Origin of the sequence: Arthrobacter sp. 2RAF6 (genome assembly GCF_052115205.1) — a bacterium.
Taxonomy (GTDB): Bacteria; Actinomycetota; Actinomycetes; order Actinomycetales; family Micrococcaceae; genus Arthrobacter.
In genome coordinates, this window is sequence record NZ_JBFRGF010000054.1 from 1 (window position 1) to 19,013 (window position 19,013).

Here is a 19,013-nt window from a genome sequence, read left to right on the forward strand (position 1 = left end):
CGCTGTGGGTGAAGAATCTCCGCATGTCTCCGTTCGGATGAGATTTCGGGGTAAACCGCCCTTGCGTGATCTCATCGCGCAGCTGGACGACATCCACGGGGTCAAGAAGGTCTCCGTCGCCAGCGACAGCGGTGACCAGGACGACTCACACTAGGTCATCACCTCACCATTGCATGTGCAAAGACGTCGTACGGGCGCTGACGGTACCGTCGCAGTTCGGTCTTCTCCCAATCGTTTTGAGCACAATCAGCAAGGCATTGGTCCGTGCCTCCCACAGATGGATCGCTTAATACTCCTCGGCTTGTCGTCTAGAAAATCCTATGGGTGCTGACAGGTCTGGTGCCGGCAATTCTTGCTTGGTCAGGATTTGGTGCGTGCTCTCTGTAATTTCAGGAGGGCGAGATCACGACTCACGGCTTTGATGGCTTCCGCGCGAGCCTCTTGTCTCCGAATACGGTTGGGGTGTGGTTGCGGCTTCGGTGGGGCGCTCGGGCGTTCTTCCTGGGGCTGGTTTTGCGTACCTTGATTCGTTTCCTGAGCGAGCGGGTCGAAAAAGAGGGTTCCGGGAACTCCGCGTAAGGGTTGGTCGGGTTTCAAAAGATTGACCAGCCGGTACGTGCGGTCAATTTCGCCAGGGCAGTTACTCCGGCTGACGAGTTCCCAGACTTGCTTAGCCGTGGCCCCCACACCGCTATCGTGCAGATGCCGGGTACGACGGCGAGTATCCCGCCCCCGACGCCGCTCTTGCAGGGAAGGCCAACACGATAGGCGAAGTCGCCCGCGGCATCATAAGTTCCGCAGGTCAGCATGACAGCGTTTAGCCGGCGGACTTGATCGGCGGTGAGCACCGATCCGTCCACACCGCGCCCGCCACGGGAGAGGAAACCGCCTGCCGTCGCCAGGTCCTCGCAGCTCATGGCTATGGCACACTGCCGAAAATAAGCGTTCAACACCCGTGGTACCGGATTGACCATGTTGTTGTAGCTGGTCAGGAAATATGCCAGTGATGCGTTTCGGTGGCCAGTGGCTTTTTCCGACGCGGCGATCATTTCATCCACTTGGATTAGTGGGTTCGAGCTCTGCTGGCGGAGGAAAGTTTGGAGGCACTCCTGGCTGTCTGCTGTAAGGGTCAGAAGGCGGTCGGTCACGACCAGGGCACCGGAATTGATGAAGGGGTTTCGTGGGATGCCGTGTTCCTGCTCGAGCTGGACGAGTGAGTTGAAGGGAGTGCCTGATGGTTCTCGGGAGACCCGGGTCCATAGTTCATCGCCGTCAAGGGCCATGGCCAAGGCCAGCGTGAAGACTTTGGAAATGCTTTGGATGGAGAAATTAGTCGACGAGTGGCCGGCCCTGTAGGTCTCACCCGAATTCATTGCCACTGCAATGCCGAACTGGTCCGCGTCTACTGTTTCCAGTCCCGGAATATAATCTGCAACGGCACCCTCCTGCAGGGCCGCGTTGTTCTCGGTGACGATGTCGTCTAGGAGACCTTGGATGTTCACGATTGGATCTTTCGAATCTGCTCCCCGGAACCGACGATGCAAGCGATTGCTGGCTGGCGGAACCGGAAAGCATGTGGAAGGGAAAGCGTCATCGGAGCCGCTCCGGTAATGACGTTATGGTGGCTCTTCTGCGGTTCCGGTGTCTTGGTGCGCTATGCCTAGGGTTGCGGGCGCAAAGCCTCCGGTGGGTGACGTGATTGAATCGACTACTCAGCACCCCGTCGGTGCCACTGGCAATTGGCGGCCATGGATAAGTGGGCTTTGCGGCCACCAGCCGATTTCAAGGCTGTGGTTGCCGGTAAGTGGTGCTTTGATTCGGGGCGTGACTTCACCAGGCACGCGCTTGCGGTGGAGGGGCTTGTTCATATCTGACCTGACCTTTACTTTTTCTCACATCTAATTGACGACGAAGCTGAGGACATGTCGTCCAATGCCCGGATCAGGGTCGCTTACGCCGGTCCGGGCTGGGGGGTGATGTCATGATGTGAAATCTTTTGAAGAGTGGCTCCTTAGCGCAGGGTCTCGGTTCCAACAACGGGGAACCGAGACCCGGCGCGGGTACCACCTCCGCTAGCTGATGACGACAATCTTCATGCAATTGCGGATCTGGCTTGCGCCATCCACTAGATGTCCTGTGCCGAGGGGAGAATGACGAGGTCGCGGATGGTGACGTGGCGGGGTCGAGTGAGCATGAATCCGACGGCCTCCGCTACGTCCTCGGGGCGGATCCCCGTGGCAACGTCGAGGCGCTCCTTCGCGCGAGGATCGCCTTCCTCATAGCCCCACAGGTCCGTCAGTACCACTCCGGGCGCGATCTCGGCTACGCGTACGCCGCTGCCTTTGATCTGCTGACGCAGAGCATGGGTGAAGCCCTTCACGGCATGCTTCGACGCTGAATAGACGGGTTCGGAATAGATTGCCTGGTGCCCGGCGATTGAACTGGTCAGAATGATGTCGCCGCTGCCTCTGGTGAGCATGTGAGGAAGCGCAGCCTGTACGAGTCCCAGGGGTGCCACTACATTCACTTCGATGGTCTTGCGGATCGCTTCGGCATCTGTCTCGGCGACTTCGCCATCGAGATACACGCCCGCATTTGCGAAGACTGCGTCGATCTGTCCGAATTGCTCGATTGTGGTGTCCACGATCTGCTTGGCGGCGTCAGTGCCTGCGACATCCACCGCAATGGTGAGCACGCCTTCGCCGAGTTCGGACTGAAGCTTTTCCAAGCGTTCGGCCGATCGACCGACCGCGGCGATTCTCCAGCCATCTGCCGCGAGCAGCCGCGCAGTGCTTCGCCCGATGCCCGAACTGGCACCGGTGATTACTACTACCTTGCCGTCTTGATCTGCCACTATTCCTTCTTCCATTTGTTGAATTCCTGAGACTTGGGGGGCCTTGTGGCTTGTTTCTTCACTGCGACGCGTCTTCGTTGACCAAGCATGGTTGCAAGGATCTGTTACGAGAGTGGTCGCTGATCCGTTGATTTGGGGACCAAACTCTCCAATGTCGCACTGAGGTTAACAATAGTTGCATAACAGCTAGCATTTAAGAAGGCCGACTTGTGATCGGAAGTCATCTGCCACGAAGCACAGGTGCGACGTTCCAACCAATCACCGCTCCGCTTGGCCGCATCTCCCGGCAGGCAACCCCAGAAAGGTACTAATGCGCGCTTTGCTGTACACCAAGCCCCTGACCTACTCGGTCGATGACGTGCCGGAACGAAGCCTTGAACCCGGCGAAGTCAGGTTGTCGGTACTGCGCGTCGGCGTTTGCGGGACTGACCTGCACCTGCACCAGGGCCATTTCGGTGCGCGCTATCCCCGTACACCCGGCCATGAGATTGTCGGGGAAGTCAGCGAAGTCACGGAAGGGTGCGGCTTCTCAGTCGGAGAACGAGTCGTGGTCGAAGATGGGGTGTATTGCGGCACCTGTGCTGCATGTAAGTCCGGGAGATTCCTCTACTGCACTGACATTCGCGCCCTGGGCGTTTCCATGCACGGCGGGGCGGCCGAACGCATAGTCGTGCCGTCGGCTAAGTGCTACCCGATAGGCGCTTTGGAACCGGACACAGCGGTTTTGGCGGAGCCGCTTGCCTGCGTCATCCACGCGATGGACCGACTGGCGATACCCGCCGGCGCCAAAGTTCTCGTTCTGGGCACTGGAACCGCGGGCCAACTGCTCGCCGTCATGGCGCGCCGCAACGGCGCGTCCGAGGTGACCTTTGCCGGGTCGAGCGGGTTCAAGCTCGCGATAGCGGAGGAACTAGGTGCAGATCGCGTGGTCGCTGTGGATCGAGCGGCCGGAGCAATTCAGAGAACACTCGGACGCGTCGCGCCCCAGGGGTTCGATGTCGTTATTGATGGTGCCGGCGTCGTGTCGATGCTGGAATCGGCAATCGACCTCGCCTCGATTGGAGGCACGATCATGTTTTATGGGGTTGCCGGGGAGGGTGACCGTCTCACGGTTAGCCCCTACGAAGTTTTCAAGCGTGAACTCACGATTATGGGTTCCTACGCTCAAGCGCTCAACGTCGGTCGGGCCGTCTCGTACCTGGAGAATTTTCCGGTGGGCATCAATCGGCTCATTAACCACCGTTTTGGACTGGGGGAGTACGGACGTGCACTCGAGACCGTGGGGTCTTTCAAGTGCATCAAGGCGGTTGTGGTGCCCGGCGAGGAAATCCTAACCCCAGCATGATTAGCCCTCAGTTTGAGTTGGGGTCTACTGAGGACGTTCGACGGCGAAGTCCCCACGGCGCAGGAGCGATGACCCAGAGGACCTCCGCCGTGACGCTCTCGTCGGGGTTACGCCAGCCGTGCGGTTCTCTCGCTCGGAAGGTGAGCGTGTCACCTGCCTTCAGCTCCACTTCTCCCGTGGAGAAGGTCATGATGAGCCGACCGGTCTGCACGTGGACGACCTCTACTTCCGCGTCAAGCTCATGGAGTTCGTCGCCGGCTCCGGCGCCGGGCGGATAGCTCGCCCGGATGAGCTGAACATTCGATTCAGTGCTCGGTGTAAGGAGCCACTCCACGACCTCCCCGCCGGCGACTGGGACGAGTGGGAGTGCTTCATCACCGCGGATGAGGCTCTCTTCGGCTGCCTCGAAGAGGGAGCCGATTGGGAGCGCGAGTGCTCTGCAAATGGCGATCAGTGTGGTCAGGCGCAGCGACGTCGAGTCGTTCTCAAGACGACTCAAAAAGCCCCTGCTTAATTTCGTCGCCTGCGCCAACTGCTCAAGGGTAAGGCCGCTGGCCTTACGAACGGCCCGCAACCTAGCGCCGATCTTGGCGCCATCCGCAATATCGGATTCAAAGTTGTCATCGATCAAGTTTTCATCCACCCTTCAAGGTTACACGCAGTACAACATCCCTGCCGTGCTATAAAACTTTCACGTCAAAGGTTGCACTCAGTACAACACCCCTGACGTGCTATAAAACTTCCGCGTCAAAGGTTGCACTCAGTACAACACCCTTGACGTGCTATAAAACTTCGTGGTTGCATTGAGTGCAGCACAAGTTAATTCGTATGTAACAGAGGAGTTCCAACGTGGTGGAAAAGTTGTTCCCCAGCGAGGCGCAGTACCGCTGCCGGGTAGACGAGATGCAGGCATCGCTTCGCGCCAATAACATCGACGTTCTTGTCACCTCCGGTTCCGACACGCGCCGCTACCTTGGAGGCGTCGATGGTCTGGCGTCCATCCGCCCGATCTGGCTGGTGCTTCCGGCAAACGGAGAGGCCGAGTTCGTCGCACCCCGCCTTGAAACGGCGGAGATCCGCTTGCAGTCATGGATCCCGGTCACCGAGCAGTGGATCGAGTGGGACGATGCGGACTATCCGTCGCGAACCCACCTCTCCGCCCTTAATAAAGTCCTGGACCGTCTGTCCCTGGGCAGCTCCGCCGTCATCGGTGCGGATTTCTACCAGTCCAGTGCGGCCTCGATTGAGATCCTCCGCGGCGGATTCGGAGCCGAACGCGTAAAGGACGTCTCCGATCTTCTTGTTGCCGCGCGTCTGATCAAGGACGAAGGGGTCATCAGCGTCGTCCGTGCCGCTGCGGACATCGCGCTGCACCAGTACAAGGCCATTAAGGCGGAGTTGACGCCCGGTTTGGCTGAGTGGGAGGTTTCCCGGATCGCCCGTACCTCAGGGATGGATCGCGCAGCACTCTGGCTCGGAGACGAGCAGGCATACACGCCCATAGGAATCGCAACCCCGCTCATCCAAGCCGGCCGCGACCGGTCCTCGCACGCACACGGGCTCTCCTCTACCCGCGTGATTGAGAACGGCGATATCGTTCAAGTGTGCTTGTGCGGCATGCCCATCTTCGGTCACAGCATCGGATTCGACCGTCCATTGCTCGCCGGAGACAAAGAAATCCCTGCGGACGTCCGCAGGATCCTGCGCGTGGCCGAGGAAGCCCAGGCAGCTGCCCTCGACGCAATTGCGCCCGGGAAGACCGCGGGCGATATACACGCGGCGGCATTTGCCGTCGTCGAAAAACACGGACTCGTCAACGCGCTGCGGCACCGCACCGGCCGCGGACTGGGCAGCTCGGAAGTCGAGTTCCCGGAGTTGAAACACGGCGATAGCACCGTGCTCCAGCCGGGAATGATCTTCGCGGTTGAGCCTGGCATCTACGCCGAGGGAATCACCTCTGCACGGTTCGGCGACACCGTTCTGGTTACCGACGGTGCGTACGAGGTGCTCACCGACGTTTCGATTGGACACGACCTATGACAACCATCGATCGGACACGACCCGTGACAATCAGTCGTCCTGCGACCGTCGATTTCGCGGGTGTCTCGCATCAGTACGCGCGAGATGGTCACACACTGGAGAAGCTCGATCTGCATATCCAGGACGGCGAGTTCTTCGCGCTGCTGGGTCCCAGCGGGTCGGGCAAGACAACGCTCCTGATGCTGATCGCGGGCTTCCTCTCGCCCACTACGGGGGAGATTCTCATCGGACAGGATTCGGTGACCAGCATCGCGCCGAATCGACGCGACATCGGCATTGTGTTCCAGGACTATGCCCTGTTTCCACACATGACTGTATGGGACAACGTTGCCTACCCGTTGCGGGCCCGCCGCCTCCCGCGCAGCGAGCAGTCGGCGCGGGTCGCAGAAGCGCTCCGCCTGGTGCGCTTATCGGACAAGGCTAACTCCTACCCGTCAGAGCTCTCCGGTGGGCAGAAGCAGCGCGTCGCCCTCGCCCGAGCCGTCGTATTCGGACCCCGCGTACTCCTCATGGATGAACCACTCGGAGCGCTGGACCGGTCGATGCGCGAAGAGATGAAGCACGAGCTGAAGCGCCTGCACAGCGAACTCGGCGTGACCGTCGTCTACGTGACCCATGACCAGGGCGAGGCAATGGCCCTCGCCGATCGCGTCGCCGTCATGAAAGACGGGCGACTCATCCAGGTCGGTCCGCCCCCTGAGCTCTACTACCGCCCTGCGAACAGGTTCATCGCGGAATTCGTGGGTAACTCAACGGTCATCGAGGCCGGATGGGGAACCGGAAACGCGACCGTCTGCTCCGCGGCAGTCCCATCGAAGGGATGGGAAGGCGGAGACGGGCCAATCCTGCTCGCCGTTCAACAGGACCTCGTCGCGGTCACTCCTGCCAAAGACGTAATTCACGGGGAAGCAACCGGCTTGGAAGGCGAATGCATGGACGTCATCTTCAACGAGGGACGCTACATCGCAACTTGCCGCCTGGATGACGGACAAAAGGTCCGTGGTGTCGTTGACGGTCAGCCGCCGCTAGCCAAACCAGGCGCCCGCGTGGCCGTTTCCTGGCCAGCCCAGGCGGCCACGTGTCTTTCGCGCGATTGAACCCAGCTAGACCTTCAGCGCTCATTGGGGCGCTGACGCCAAGAAAGAAAAGGAAGGTAAAGACTGTGATCTCGAAACTTCGAGCACGTACGCGCCACACCGCAGTGGTCGCAGGCGTATTGTCACTGTCCATCGTAATGGCGGGATGCGCCTCCGGCGCCGGAGCCCAGAGCTCCGGCGGAGCCCAGAGCTCCGGCGGAGGCAGCGTGGTGATCTCCTCTTACGGAGGGGCGTTCCAGAAAGCACAGCAGAAAGCCCTGTTCGCCCCGTTCACCAAAAAAACGGGGACCACTGTCAAGGACACGGAAGGTACGGGCTTCGATCCGCTGAAGGCTCAGCAGGATGCCGGGGACGTGAAGTGGGATGTGGTCTCGCTGGAAAGCTCCCCGTTCGCGAAGGCGGCGAAGAACGGCATGCTCGAGCCTCTGGACTTCAAGCGTATCGATAAGACCGGTCTTGCACCTGAGGTCGTCAAAGACTACGGAGTCGGCTACATCCAGTTCAGCACGAACCTGGTTTGGGACAAGAACAAAATCGCGACCCTCACACCAAAGCAATTCTTCGACCCGAACGTTAAAATCACACGCGCATTGCCGCGCGTTGTGACCAGCACGCTCGAGTTCGCGCTCATGGCCGACGGCGTGGCGCCCAAGGACCTGTATCCCCTCGACGTCGACCGGGCCTTCAAAGTACTCGATCGCATCAAGGACCAGGTGGTCGCATATAAGGACGCGAGCGATATCCAGTCCCTGATGCAGCAAGGCGACGTGGTCGCGGCCTTCCAATCGGCAGGGCGGGCCGAGGACGCCATCAAGGCCGGCGCGAACTGGGGCTACACGTGGGACGGCGCGGTCCGCGACACGGAGTACTGGACGATTGCCAAGGGTGCGAAGAACGTCAACGCGGCGCAGGACTTCATCGCCTACGCCACGAAGGCTGAACCGCAGGCAGCACTCGCCCAGGAAATCCCGTACGGTCCCACCAATACCGGGGCGTATCCACTCCTCTCGGCCGAGCTGAATGCAAAGTTGCCGACTTCTCCCGCGAACGCGGAAAAGGGCGTCACACTCGACTCGGCATGGTGGGCGGACAACCTCGACAAGGTCAAGGCGAGATGGGACTCATGGCAGCTTCAGTAAAAGCGGGCCGGAGCATGGTGGTCTGGACCGCCGCTCTCCTTCTCCCTGCCATCGTGCTTCTCGCGGGGTTGTATGTATTCCCAATCCTGCGCATCCTTCCTGAAGCTTTCTCGGGCACAGGATTCCAACAGTTTTTTGCATCATCGGTCTACGTCGGTGTGAGCTGGACGACCGTAAGAATTGCCCTTACCGTCGCCATGGTGACGCTCCTCGTCGCCTATCCGGCGGCATGGATAATTGCCACGCGCACGGGCTGGCGGCGCATGCTGCTCGTCATCGCGGTCATCGTACCGTTTCTCACAAGCAGTCTCGTGCGCACCTTCAGTTGGTTGGCCATGCTCGGCAGCAACGGTCTCATCAGCAATCTGCTCCTGTGGCTTGGAGTCACGCACAAGCCGACGTCGTTCCTCTTCACCGACTTTGCCGTAGTGATCGCACTCGTCCACGTCTCGCTTCCCCTGATGGCGTTCTCCCTCGTCGCGGTGATGCGACGAATTCCCCCGGAAGTGATCGGGGTAAGCGAAGCGCTCGGCTCCTCGAAACTCCGCACCATGTTACGAGTCGTTCTGCCGCAAACGTTCCCAGGCGTTTCCTCTGGACTCATCGTCGTCACTCTGTTCGCGATGGCGAGCTTCATTGCCCCCGCGATTCTCGGCAGCGCGGCACAGACGATGCTCGGGCAGTTGATCCAAGCGACGATTGAGACGGGTTCCAACCGCTCATTCGCTGCTGCGCTCAGCGTTGTGCTGGCACTGCTTGCTGCCCTGGCTGTGGGTGCGATCTGGGTCGTAATGTGGGTGCTCAGACGACGTCATCAGCGCACGCCGCGCACGCTTGGTGAGTCTCAGGCAAGCGCCTCTCTGTCTCCTGTGGCCCGACGAGGACAGTCGAGTGCGGTCGCTGAGCGCCGCATCTGGAAGGGGTTGTACGGTCTCTACTTCGTCGTGATCGTCATCTTTAGCCTGGCGCCGATGACCATCCTCGTCCCTATTGCCTTCACGTCCGGAACCGTCCTCGTCTTCCCGACTCCTGGGTTCTCCACTCAATGGTTCGAGTCGGTTCTCGCGCCTGACTGGGTGAACGCCGCTCTTACGAGCTTGCGCATCGCCGCCATAGCTTCGGCGATCGCTGTTGTTGTCGCGACACTGACCGTACTGGCCACCGCGAGGGCCCGGTTGCTGGCCAGAGCTGCCGATCAAGGGATGCTCTTGCCCATGACAATTCCCGCCGTAGTCTTCGCCCTCGGCGCCTACGTCACCTTCGCCCGGCTCGGCCTGGTGGACACCGAACTTGGTCTCGTCCTGGCTCAGACGGTGCTGGTGCTGCCAGTCTGCTACCTCATTATCGCCGCGGGATATACCAGCACTGAGGTGCGGCTGGAGGACGCGGCGCTGAGTCTTGGCGCGTCCAAGCTGCGAGCCATTACCACCGTTGTCGTTCCGCTGATGCTCCCAGCCCTCGCCGTAGCCGTGCTGATGGGTGTCCTCATGTCCTTCGACGAATCAGCCGCATCGATATTCCTCAGTGGTCTGGACGTCACCACGCTGCCGAGGAAGCTGTGGAGCGGGATTCGATTCAGCACCAGCCCAGACGTTGCTGCGGCCGCTGTCGGCGTTCTTGGTTTTGGTCTGGTCATGATTGCGCTCACTGCAGGCCTCTTTACCTTGCTGGTCCGCCGGCAAAAGCGGACAGCGCTCCCATTCACAACTACTTCAACGGAGAAATAATGACCAAGTACGACGCGGACGTTGTCGTCGTGGGGCTCGGCGCCCTGGGATCGATGACCCTGTGGCGCCTGGCTTCACGAGGAATCGACGTCGTTGGCATCGAACAATTCGACATCGCGAACGATAAGGGTTCGTCCTTCGGGAGCACCCGTCTCTTCCGGACGGCCTGCTTCGAACACCCCGATTTGGGTTCGATGGCACTGCATGCGCGGGACCTCTATCGCGAACTCGAGGACGTCTCCGCAACAGAACTGCTGACGCTTACCGGGGGAGTGATGATCGGTCCCCCGAAGAGCGAACTCATCGTCGGGACCCGCCAAGCTGCCGCCAACGCCGGCACCATCGTAGACGAACTGAGCTGGAAGGAGCTCACCGAACGATTCCCTGTACACGCAAGCACCGACCCCTCCTATGTAGGAATCTGGGACCCGGGCGCAGGCGTCGTGCGACCTGAGGCCAGCATTAGGTCGGCCGTCCATGCCGCGAAGGCGCTGGGGGCCCAGGTGCTGGACCGCACGAAGGTCACGTCCATCCATGAGACCACCGATGGTGTGGAGGTGCGCACAGACGACGGAACCATTCGCGCGCGTTCAGTTGTGGTGGCTGCTGGCCCGTGGGTCAGCAAGCTCCTGGGTGAACCTTCGCTTGTCCCGATTCGCCTCCTTATGACTTGGTTCCAGTCTCGTCAAGGAGATCTGAACACGGATCAGTTGCCTGTGTTCATCCGTCATTTCAACGATGAGCGAACGTTCTGGGGTCATGGTCAGCTCGACGGAATGCCGATCAAAGTTGGAGCACCTGACGATCCGACAAACTTCTCTGTCACCGATCCCGACACGATTGATCGGAGGGTATCCGACTCAGACATTGCGGTTGCCCGGGATGTCGTCGCTCGGTACCTCGAAGGCATCGACCCGAATCCCGTACGTACCTCGGTGTGCATGATCACAGACAGCGTGGATCGCCACTTCGTTCTTGGTCCACGAGAGCCGGGCAGCCGCGTGATTCTGGCCAGTGGCGACAGCGGCCACGCATTTAAGCACGCCACCGCTATCGGCGAATTCCTGGCCGGATCCGCGCTCGGGGAAGCGCCGTCCTCCCGTCACGCATTCGTCTCACCGTCCCGATTCCAGACCACAGCCTGAACACACAAACCCACCCAAGAGAAAGGTAGATAATGGTCAACATTGTCAAAGTAAAGTCCGGAAGCCCCTACGAAGAGCGTGAGAGCTACTCCCGCGTCGTCGGCGTCGGCGACTGGCTGTTCGTTTCCAACACCGCCGGAGTCGAGTACTCGACGCAGGTCTTCCCTGAGACCGCTGTCGGGCAGGCAAAGCAGTCCCTGAGCAACATCCAGAGGGCTCTGGAAGCCGCAGGATCCTCCCTCGCCGACGTCGTGCGTTCCCGGGTCGCCATTCCCAACCCTGAGGAAGCAGCTGATGTGATGGCTGAGATCGGTAAGGCGTTCCGCGGTGTCGACCCCGCCAGCACCGTCACCTGCACCCCGCTCGGCGGTCCGCAGTACAAGGTCGAGATTGAAGTAACTGCTTACCGGGGCGCCGGCGCTGCAGACCAGAAACGCATCCAGGTACAGCTCTGATCCAAGTGACCGCGCAGTAAAAGTCTCATCAACCGCACGTACTCAGACTGCTGGTCTGCCCTTCGGGCAGATGGGTCTGACCGTTCGTGGATGTGCCGTCGTCACGCTCCAGTGGCGACGGCACATCTTCTGCTGTGGCCAAAGCTGGCTCCGTGGAATTCCAGGAGTCGGATCAGGGGACGGTGTTCCACGGGCCGGTTCCTCCTGTCGCTCGCATATAAACCAAAGAGCCCCAGTTGAGGCCTGAGTTGAACATACTTATGACGGTCTGTGGGGCAATGGTGTGAAGCGCAAGGCCTCCAGACGACATGCCGTTAGGAGACCTCAATTGCTAAAAGGTGGACGAAGGCCTCTAAATGTGCAAGGAGAACGCCTCTCTGAAGCTTCCCCGCAGCAACCATTCTCAAACCAGCGCCCACCAGGAATGGTGGAAGTTCACGTGGAGAAGGGTGGAGAGATGGACCGAGCGCTCCATAAGGCCGTGTCGCAAGTGATGGAGGCGGCCACGAATTATCACGTAGGAATGATGATCACCCACCTCGACGCCGGCTGGTACATGGTGCGGGATCCCACCCAGAAGTTCCGTTCGGGCTCACACGCCAGCAACGTTGCTGACCCGAACGCAGAGGCGGCAGGCGCAGCTGCCCGAAGCAAGCATCCCTCTACGAGGGAACCGCTACCAGTTTAAGGCATTTGAAAGGACAAGAGATGAAGAAGCGCGCGGTGGACCCCACCCTGGGACCGGAACGCCTTGCCCAGGATTGGTCTGCACTCTCCAAAGGAGACCGCGTCCAGGTTCTCCGTCAGTCGGGCGAGAAATTTGCAGGAGTGGTGGACGCCGTGGATGCCCACCGAACAATCGTGTGGATAGCCGCAGACGGATCCCGACCGCGCACCCTTCACCACCACAAAGATTCTGACGTAATAACCAAGATTTTACCTGCCTGGAATTAGAACGGCCGCTGTACCCGCTTCCTCAGACAGGATCGCTTAGCTTTAGCCCGGAAGCGAGGACCCGGATTACGAGCCAGCCATCATCGTGTCGCTCTGTCCGCCCATAGACAGATGATTTCTTACGTGCACCAACACCTGCGGGCAAGCATTGCCGGCAAGCCTTGAGCGAAGTGTGCATGAAAAGCGCGACCTTACCTGAATCGGACCTTGACGACTCCACCCTGTTTCCCGGCGCGGAGGCTGTCGTCGTGGCCTGTGAGGAAGACTGCCATTTCTGCCGTTGCCCGGGACCGACTGAAAGCGGATTTCGAAGATATTCCCGTCCTGGAGGACGGGTCCCTAGCCGCCGGAGCCTCCCGACGCTCGCAACTCGGGGGGTTCCGGCATTCATTGGCGCGGTATTCGTGGTGGCGCCGACACGGGACGAAATGCTGGCTCTCCTCCTTCATGGGCCAGAGCCACGTTCTGCATGGGGCGCTCTGACTGTGCTCGGCGATATACAACCAACTCCGAATGGACTTCTGAATGACTGTGACATCATCTTTACAGCTCTACACCGTTCGAGACGCGCTCGGCAGTGATCTTCTTGGTACGTTGGGCAAATTGTCCGCTATGGGCTTCGAATGTGTTGAGCCCTTCATGATTGGGAAGTACCCACAGCTAGTTGCGGCCCTGTCCGACTTTGGCCTTAAAGCACCCACGGCGCATGCTTCCTTTATGGCAGTCCCGGATCCAGAGCGAGTATTTGAGATTTCCGCGAAGCTTGGCGTTGAGACGCTTATTGAGCCGCATGTACCGGTTCAAGATTGGAGTTCATCCGGGGGACCACTTCGCATAGCAGACCGGCTGAACTCCCTCGCCAATCGGGCAGCACAGTTCGACATTCAATTGGGATACCACAATCACCACCACGAACTAGAGACTCTCTCCCACGGAGCGCCGGCGCTTCTGGAGTTTGCTGGGGCCTTGGAGCCTGAGGTCGTCCTTGAAGTTGACACCTACTGGGCTGCAACAGGCGGAGTTGATCCTGCCGAACTCCTCGAATCCCTCGGCAACAAAGTCATCGCCATTCATCTTAAAGATGGTCCTGCGACTCTGGACAAATCCCTGCAAGTCGCGTTGGGGGAAGGTGCACTCAACGTGCCTGCCATTCTCTCCGCCGCACCCCACGCGCTTCGTGTCATCGAATTCGACGACACTGCAGGTGACATTTTTGAGGCCATCGGTCGAAGCGAAAAGTACTTGCAACTGGAAACCTAATCCACGCTCGAGATGCTGGCGTGGGCTCGGGGAGATGCCCTCAAGAGTTTGTCAAAAATCAGAGGCCTTGAAGGGGTTCACGTATGGGTGCTTTGAGGTATCTCGCCGCGTCGGTTCCAGCGAGGATGGCGAGTTTCGGTGCGGCGGTAGCGCTCCCGATTCTGGCCGTCCAGCAGTTTAACGACGTCACCATTGGAGGCCTGCTTGTAGCTGCCTCACTAGGTCCGAGCGTCCTGGCTGCACCACTTGCAGGAGTAGTCCTGGACCGCTCGGGCCGACCAGGGCTAGTCATCGCTGCATCCGGTCTAATAACCGCAGCAGCTTTGACGACCGCCGCCCTCATCGGGGCCGTCCCTCTGCCTGTTGTTCTGATAACCCTGGTCGCAGCGGGTGCGGTAACGCCTTTCTATATGGGCGGGCTGTCCAGCTTCGTTGTCGGCGTGATCCCCGATCCTCGCAGAGCATTCGCCTACGACGCCCTTTCTTACAATGCCTCTGCCGTCGCCGGTCCAGCACTGGTGGCAATCGTTGCCTCGTTCCTTCCTGCGCATGTTTCACTGTTAGTGCTGGCTGCCTGCGCAGCCTTCGGATCCGCCTGCGTGCCAACCATCGGCCTACACCCGCACGCACCAGTCAGCAGGTCCGCCCTCTCGGCCATCAAAGCCGGCCTCCAAAGAATCTCACGACATCCGCCACTGGCGGTGGTAACTGCTTCATTCACTCTGACCCAAGTAGGGCAAGGCGCTCTTGCTGTGGCAGCCGTGGCTCTTTCATTGGAACGGGCCGGCTCACCCAGCCAAGGGTCGGTATTGGTGACTTTTTTCGCACTCGGAGGTCTTCTAGGTTCCATCCTCGAGACAGCCAGACCCACACGGCACCGCGCCCCGTTCGTCATGATGGTCAGCTTCCTTGCTACCGGTCTATTGACCCTCGTCGCTGTGCTTGACATAGGAAACGTTTGGACCGGTATTGCCATTGGCCTGTCAGGCGTATTCACCGCCCCTGCCACCGCAGCAATGCTTTTCCTTCGGAACCGTCACAGTCCCGCGTACCTAAAATCCCAGATCTTTACCGTTAGTGCAGGATTGAACGGCACGGCCTCTGCCTCGGGCGTGGTTCTGGCGGCTTCATTTTCTGAAGTTGCAGGGGGTGCCGTGTCGGTGGCCGCGATCGGCTTCGTTTGGATTGCTTCGGCTGCACTAATGATTGCCTACCCGAAGAGCCTGACAAATGTTTGATGGGTTGTCTTAGATCCAGCTAAGAGTTTGGAATGGCGAGCGGGACCATGAAGCGAAGAATTGCCCCCACCAGCTCCACTCTTTGGTGCCTGGATCCAGGCCGGGCATGTTCTTACGGGAGGCGAAGCACTGGTCGTCCGTGCTCTTCGGAAGGCGGAAACCGGTTTGCGACTTCTTCCCTTAGAACTTGCAGGAATTCGCCGCGTATCGGATCCTCTGCATTGTTGTTCCAAGCGGCAATTAGCGGGAACCCCGAGGTGACGTCCGTGACGGTGAGATACGTTATGCCGTCGACGTGGATCGATTTTGTCAGTTCGGTAACAAGAGCAACTCCAAGGCCCGCGCTGATGAGGCCCAACTGGTGCATCACGGTGTGGCTTTGGTGCGCCACACGCGGAGTAAACCCACCAATTGCCTCGCAGATGCGAATTAGCTCATCGAACTGCCAATGGCCAACTTCTCGGGTGAAGAACACGAAGTCCTCCTGCTTTAGATCTGCCAGTTTGATCTCACCTAGCTGCGCAAGAGGATGATCAGTAGGAACTGCCGCAACCAGACGTTCAACGAGAACTGGCTCTTGGGCAAGCTTGGCAGACCTGAACCCCCGGCGGATGAGTCCTACATCGATTGTCCCGGACTCCAATGCTTCAATCTGGTCACTACTGTTCAATTCGTGGACGACGAGCCGCGCTGCCGGAAACGAAGTACTGAGCCGCCGGAGCACGGCGGGCAGCAGGTTTGGTACCGCAAGTGGAACCGAACCAACCGAAAACGTACGGCTGTCCTCCGCAGCGGCCGCAACGACTTTAGCGGGAAGTAGATCCAGGAGACCAAGCACTTCATAGGCCGACTCGAGCATCGCCCGGCCAGCCGGCGTCAACTTGACACCATGGGAGTTGCGTTCCAACAACAAGACGCCAACTTCATTTTCAAGCGCCTTAATCTGCACGCTCAGTGGCGGCTGGGAAACAAGAAGTCTGCGCGCTGCCCGCCCGAAGTTCAGCTCTTCAGCGACGGCTACGAAGTACCGCAGCTGACGAAACTCCACGTGACGATCATATGAGTCGCAAGTCACCGAGGCAAATGATAAGCAATCCCTCTGCTGGTCAGGAGGTCGGCATCAAGCCTGCCCTTACCAAAGAGTCACTTGAGCGAGAACGGTATACCTCGTGCCTCCGATCAAGGACAGTACGTTGATCTAGCGCGGGAAGGGATACCCATTTGCAACCCTGCCATCCACGTAAAGCACGTCATCGAGCATCACCGCCTTGGCAATACGTCAAAGGTATTGCCGAAGCTATCAAACAAGTATTGGACGTATGGTCAGGCCGGAGGACACGATATTTTCATACCCCTTAAGCAGGAATCAGGAATGAGAATCGCGCCATGAATGAGACACGGACCGCCCAGGTTGACGACAACAATGCCGACACCGAGGCGCGGACCCGGTTTAACCGGTTTGTCGCGACGATCAGGGACCAGGGGTTCGACGCAGCCATCCTTGACTCTGCAGATTCGCTCAAGTACCTCACAGGCTACTCAGCTACCGCTGTCATGTATCAGTGCGTGATCGTGACAAGTGATGGTGATGCATATGGCATCGTACGAGAAATTGACGCCCCGGTCTTCGAAGCCGTTTCCTGGATCACTAACTTCGTGACCTATGTGGACTGGGACGATCCCGTTGATCTTGTCGTACATTCGCTGCGCAACCTCGGACTCGAAGCCTCAACCGTGGGGCAGGAGTTCGGGGCAAACTTCTTGACGGTCCGAGACTACTCGCGGATCCGCGAAGCGCTGCCGACCGCTCGATTCAGCGACTTGGGCGACATCGTGATTGAGATGCGGGCCATCAAGTCTGAAGCAGAAATCGAACTTCATCGCCGGGCCGGCGCAATCGCAGACCTTGCCATGGCCGCCACGGTGGATGCCCTGGCAGTCGGCGTGAGCGACTTCGAGCTCGTCGCGACTGGCTATCAAGCGGCCCTCCAAGCGGGGGCCGACAACAATGCCCCTCGACTGGTGCTGCTCGGGATGGGTTCCAGAAGTACCCACTTCCATGCTGGCGTGACGGGGGGACGGCTAGAAGCGGGCCAGCCCGTTCACATCGAACTCCTACCCCAGGTAAACGGCTACTCCTCGAGGCTCATGCGGCCAGCAGTCTACGGACCTGTTCCGGGAAATCTGCAGACGACCTTCGATCGGCTTGTCGAAATCCAAGACCGTCAGTTCGAGCAGCTCCGACCAGGTGCAGTCGCGAAAGACGTCGACCGGGTCGGCAGGAACGCGTTGATCGACTCACGGCTACGCGACGTAGTGCCAAACAATACCGGGTATGGGCTGGGACTGATCTCAGCACCGAAGCCGGGCGACTTCAACCATCTCTTTACTCCGGGCTCGGAGTGGGAGCTCAAAGAAAACATGGTCTTTCACATGTACCTGTCCGCCTCCGGAATCTCGGTCAGCGAAACGGTGCGGATTACCTCGGAAGGCTACGAGCCTCTAACTCGCACCAATCGTACATTCCTCACAAAGGGTGACTAGACCAGCTCAGACAGAGGAAGCAACAACAGCTAAATTTCGAGCTGATCCTGCGCACCATTGGAAAGCACAGGGGCGGACCGGCCAAGGGGCGGAGCAAAGAAGCCCATCCCTGAACACCAGATTATTCGGAGGTAAGTGATGAGCCAGCTGTTTGGTATTGCGCTCGTAGGATGCGGGGCTCTGGCCGACATCCTACTCAAGGACGTCTACCCGCATGTGGAAGGCATGGAAGTTCGCGCGGTTGTCGACCGCGACGTGGAACGCGCGAAACTCTTCGGTACGAAGCTTGGCATCCCCTATTTTCAGACCCTTGAAGAGGCTGCCAACAAGGTTGACTTTGAAGCATTCGACCTACGGGTGCCTCATCACTTGCATGCTGATTCTTCCATCGAGGCAATGCGTCTTGGCAAGCATGTGCTGGTCGAAAAGCCGATGGCCACCGACGGCACCGAAGCCCAGCGAATGTTGTCCGAGTCTGCCAGGACCGGAAAGGTGCTGGCCGTCGGCGAAAACTATGACTACCTGGAATGTGTCCAAATGGCCAAACAAGTATTGGCCAGCGGCGAGATCGGACGGCCAGTCCACGCCGAGGTGAGCCGGCTTTTTCAGCTCGGACCGGAATGGCGCCGTACGGGATGGCGTGGCAGCGATGGAGGCGTTGGCGGGGTGCTCATGGAGAACGGATGTCACATCGCACGGTTGGTCGAGCACCTGCTGGGTCGAATCGTCGATGTGTCCGCCTTTCAGAACTTCTTCGTAACCGAGGAAGTAACCGGGGACTCGGTTGCAGTCGCGTTCCAAACTGATCGGGGAGTCATCGGAACCCAGTCGTATAGCTGGACTGTTGGTGTTCCGAGATTCTCGCTGCCGGAGATTCGCGTCATCGGGGACGAGGGCTACCTGGAAGTGTGGGTTGACTATGTGGGCCAACGAAGCGGCGTTCGAGTCTGCACCGCGTCGGGGGAAGGGCGGTGGATTCCAGCCCCACAAATGTTCTACACCTCCCTGGTTAACGTCATGGAATCGTTCATTGACGGCTGCAGAGGCGGCTCACTAGCAGGAATCACCCCTGAAGCGGGTCTTGCAGACGTGGAGGTTGTGGATCGGATCTTCGCTGCGATCCGGACTCATTCGCTCCAGTAACGCCGCATAGCTTAATCGGCATTCGTCTCCGTCGAGACCTATTCAATCGAAGAAAAAACAACTCGTCATAAA

General features: G+C 59.3%; 16 protein-coding genes. 12 read left to right on the plus strand and 4 right to left on the minus strand.

Annotation, left to right across the window (positions count from 1 at the left end; translation table 11 throughout):
• Window positions 1-593: 593 nt before the first annotated feature.
• The gene (locus tag AB4Z38_RS23555) at window positions 594-1,502 is read right to left on the minus strand and encodes a glutaminase (RefSeq protein WP_441431949.1); all 909 of its coding nucleotides are present in this window, start codon (window positions 1,500-1,502) and stop codon (window positions 594-596) included.
• Between the two features lie 623 nt (window positions 1,503-2,125).
• Window positions 2,126-2,869, minus strand: a complete 744-nt coding sequence (locus tag AB4Z38_RS23560; protein WP_441431950.1) for an SDR family oxidoreductase — start codon at window positions 2,867-2,869, stop codon at window positions 2,126-2,128.
• A 295-nt stretch (window positions 2,870-3,164) separates the two neighbouring features.
• On the opposite strand from AB4Z38_RS23560, the gene AB4Z38_RS23565 reads away from it, so the two are divergent.
• Window positions 3,165-4,199, plus strand: coding sequence for an alcohol dehydrogenase catalytic domain-containing protein (locus AB4Z38_RS23565; RefSeq protein ID WP_441431951.1), 1,035 nt, complete (start codon window positions 3,165-3,167; stop codon window positions 4,197-4,199).
• Between the two features lie 7 nt (window positions 4,200-4,206).
• Here AB4Z38_RS23565 and AB4Z38_RS23570 read toward each other — a convergent pair whose 3' ends face one another.
• Window positions 4,207-4,830, minus strand: coding sequence for a helix-turn-helix domain-containing protein (locus AB4Z38_RS23570; RefSeq protein WP_441431952.1), 624 nt, complete (start codon window positions 4,828-4,830; stop codon window positions 4,207-4,209).
• A gap of 218 nt (window positions 4,831-5,048) precedes the next feature.
• Here AB4Z38_RS23570 and AB4Z38_RS23575 point away from each other — a divergent pair, with 218 nt between their 5' ends.
• The 9 genes from AB4Z38_RS23575 to AB4Z38_RS23615 all read left to right on the plus strand — a co-directional run bounded on the left by AB4Z38_RS23575 (window position 5,049) and on the right by AB4Z38_RS23615 (window position 15,254).
• Complete coding sequence (locus AB4Z38_RS23575) at window positions 5,049-6,239, plus strand: M24 family metallopeptidase (RefSeq protein WP_441431953.1); 1,191 nt, start codon at window positions 5,049-5,051, stop codon at window positions 6,237-6,239.
• Window positions 6,236-7,336 (plus strand): ABC transporter ATP-binding protein, encoded by a 1,101-nt coding sequence (locus AB4Z38_RS23580; RefSeq protein WP_441431954.1) that lies wholly within the window; start codon window positions 6,236-6,238, stop codon window positions 7,334-7,336. Before AB4Z38_RS23575 ends, AB4Z38_RS23580 begins: the two co-directional genes overlap by 4 nt.
• A 65-nt stretch (window positions 7,337-7,401) precedes the next feature.
• Window positions 7,402-8,475, plus strand: a complete 1,074-nt coding sequence (locus AB4Z38_RS23585; RefSeq protein WP_441431955.1) for an ABC transporter substrate-binding protein — start codon at window positions 7,402-7,404, stop codon at window positions 8,473-8,475.
• The gene (locus AB4Z38_RS23590) at window positions 8,460-10,202 is read left to right on the plus strand and encodes an ABC transporter permease subunit (RefSeq protein ID WP_441431956.1); all 1,743 of its coding nucleotides are present in this window, start codon (window positions 8,460-8,462) and stop codon (window positions 10,200-10,202) included. Before AB4Z38_RS23585 ends, AB4Z38_RS23590 begins: the two co-directional genes overlap by 16 nt.
• Entirely contained in the window at window positions 10,202-11,347 is a 1,146-nt protein-coding gene (gene solA, locus AB4Z38_RS23595; RefSeq protein WP_441431957.1) for an N-methyl-L-tryptophan oxidase, read from the plus strand. The genes AB4Z38_RS23590 and solA overlap by 1 nt, the downstream gene beginning before the upstream one ends.
• Before the next feature lie 32 nt (window positions 11,348-11,379).
• Entirely contained in the window at window positions 11,380-11,802 is a 423-nt protein-coding gene (locus AB4Z38_RS23600; protein WP_441431958.1) for a RidA family protein, read from the plus strand.
• A 457-nt stretch (window positions 11,803-12,259) separates the two neighbouring features.
• Complete coding sequence (locus tag AB4Z38_RS23605) at window positions 12,260-12,490, plus strand: hypothetical protein (RefSeq protein ID WP_441431959.1); 231 nt, start codon at window positions 12,260-12,262, stop codon at window positions 12,488-12,490.
• A 791-nt stretch (window positions 12,491-13,281) separates the two neighbouring features.
• Window positions 13,282-14,016 carry a sugar phosphate isomerase/epimerase family protein gene (locus tag AB4Z38_RS23610; protein ID WP_441431960.1) on the plus strand — a complete coding sequence of 245 codons (735 nt, stop codon included), beginning with the start codon at window positions 13,282-13,284 and terminating at the stop codon, window positions 14,014-14,016.
• 83 nt (window positions 14,017-14,099) lie between these two features.
• Complete coding sequence (locus AB4Z38_RS23615; RefSeq protein ID WP_441431961.1) at window positions 14,100-15,254, plus strand: MFS transporter; 1,155 nt, start codon at window positions 14,100-14,102, stop codon at window positions 15,252-15,254.
• Between the two features lie 112 nt (window positions 15,255-15,366).
• On the opposite strand, the gene AB4Z38_RS23620 is transcribed toward AB4Z38_RS23615, so the two are convergent.
• Window positions 15,367-16,302, minus strand: coding sequence for a LysR family transcriptional regulator (locus tag AB4Z38_RS23620; RefSeq protein WP_441431962.1), 936 nt, complete (start codon window positions 16,300-16,302; stop codon window positions 15,367-15,369).
• 338 nt (window positions 16,303-16,640) lie between these two features.
• On the opposite strand from AB4Z38_RS23620, the gene AB4Z38_RS23625 reads away from it, so the two are divergent.
• A complete protein-coding gene (locus AB4Z38_RS23625; protein WP_441431963.1) occupies window positions 16,641-17,798 on the plus strand; it encodes a M24 family metallopeptidase in 1,158 nt (385 codons plus the stop codon).
• 138 nt (window positions 17,799-17,936) lie between these two features.
• Window positions 17,937-18,941, plus strand: coding sequence for a Gfo/Idh/MocA family protein (locus AB4Z38_RS23630; protein ID WP_441431964.1), 1,005 nt, complete (start codon window positions 17,937-17,939; stop codon window positions 18,939-18,941).
• Window positions 18,942-19,013: the final 72 nt, after the last annotated feature.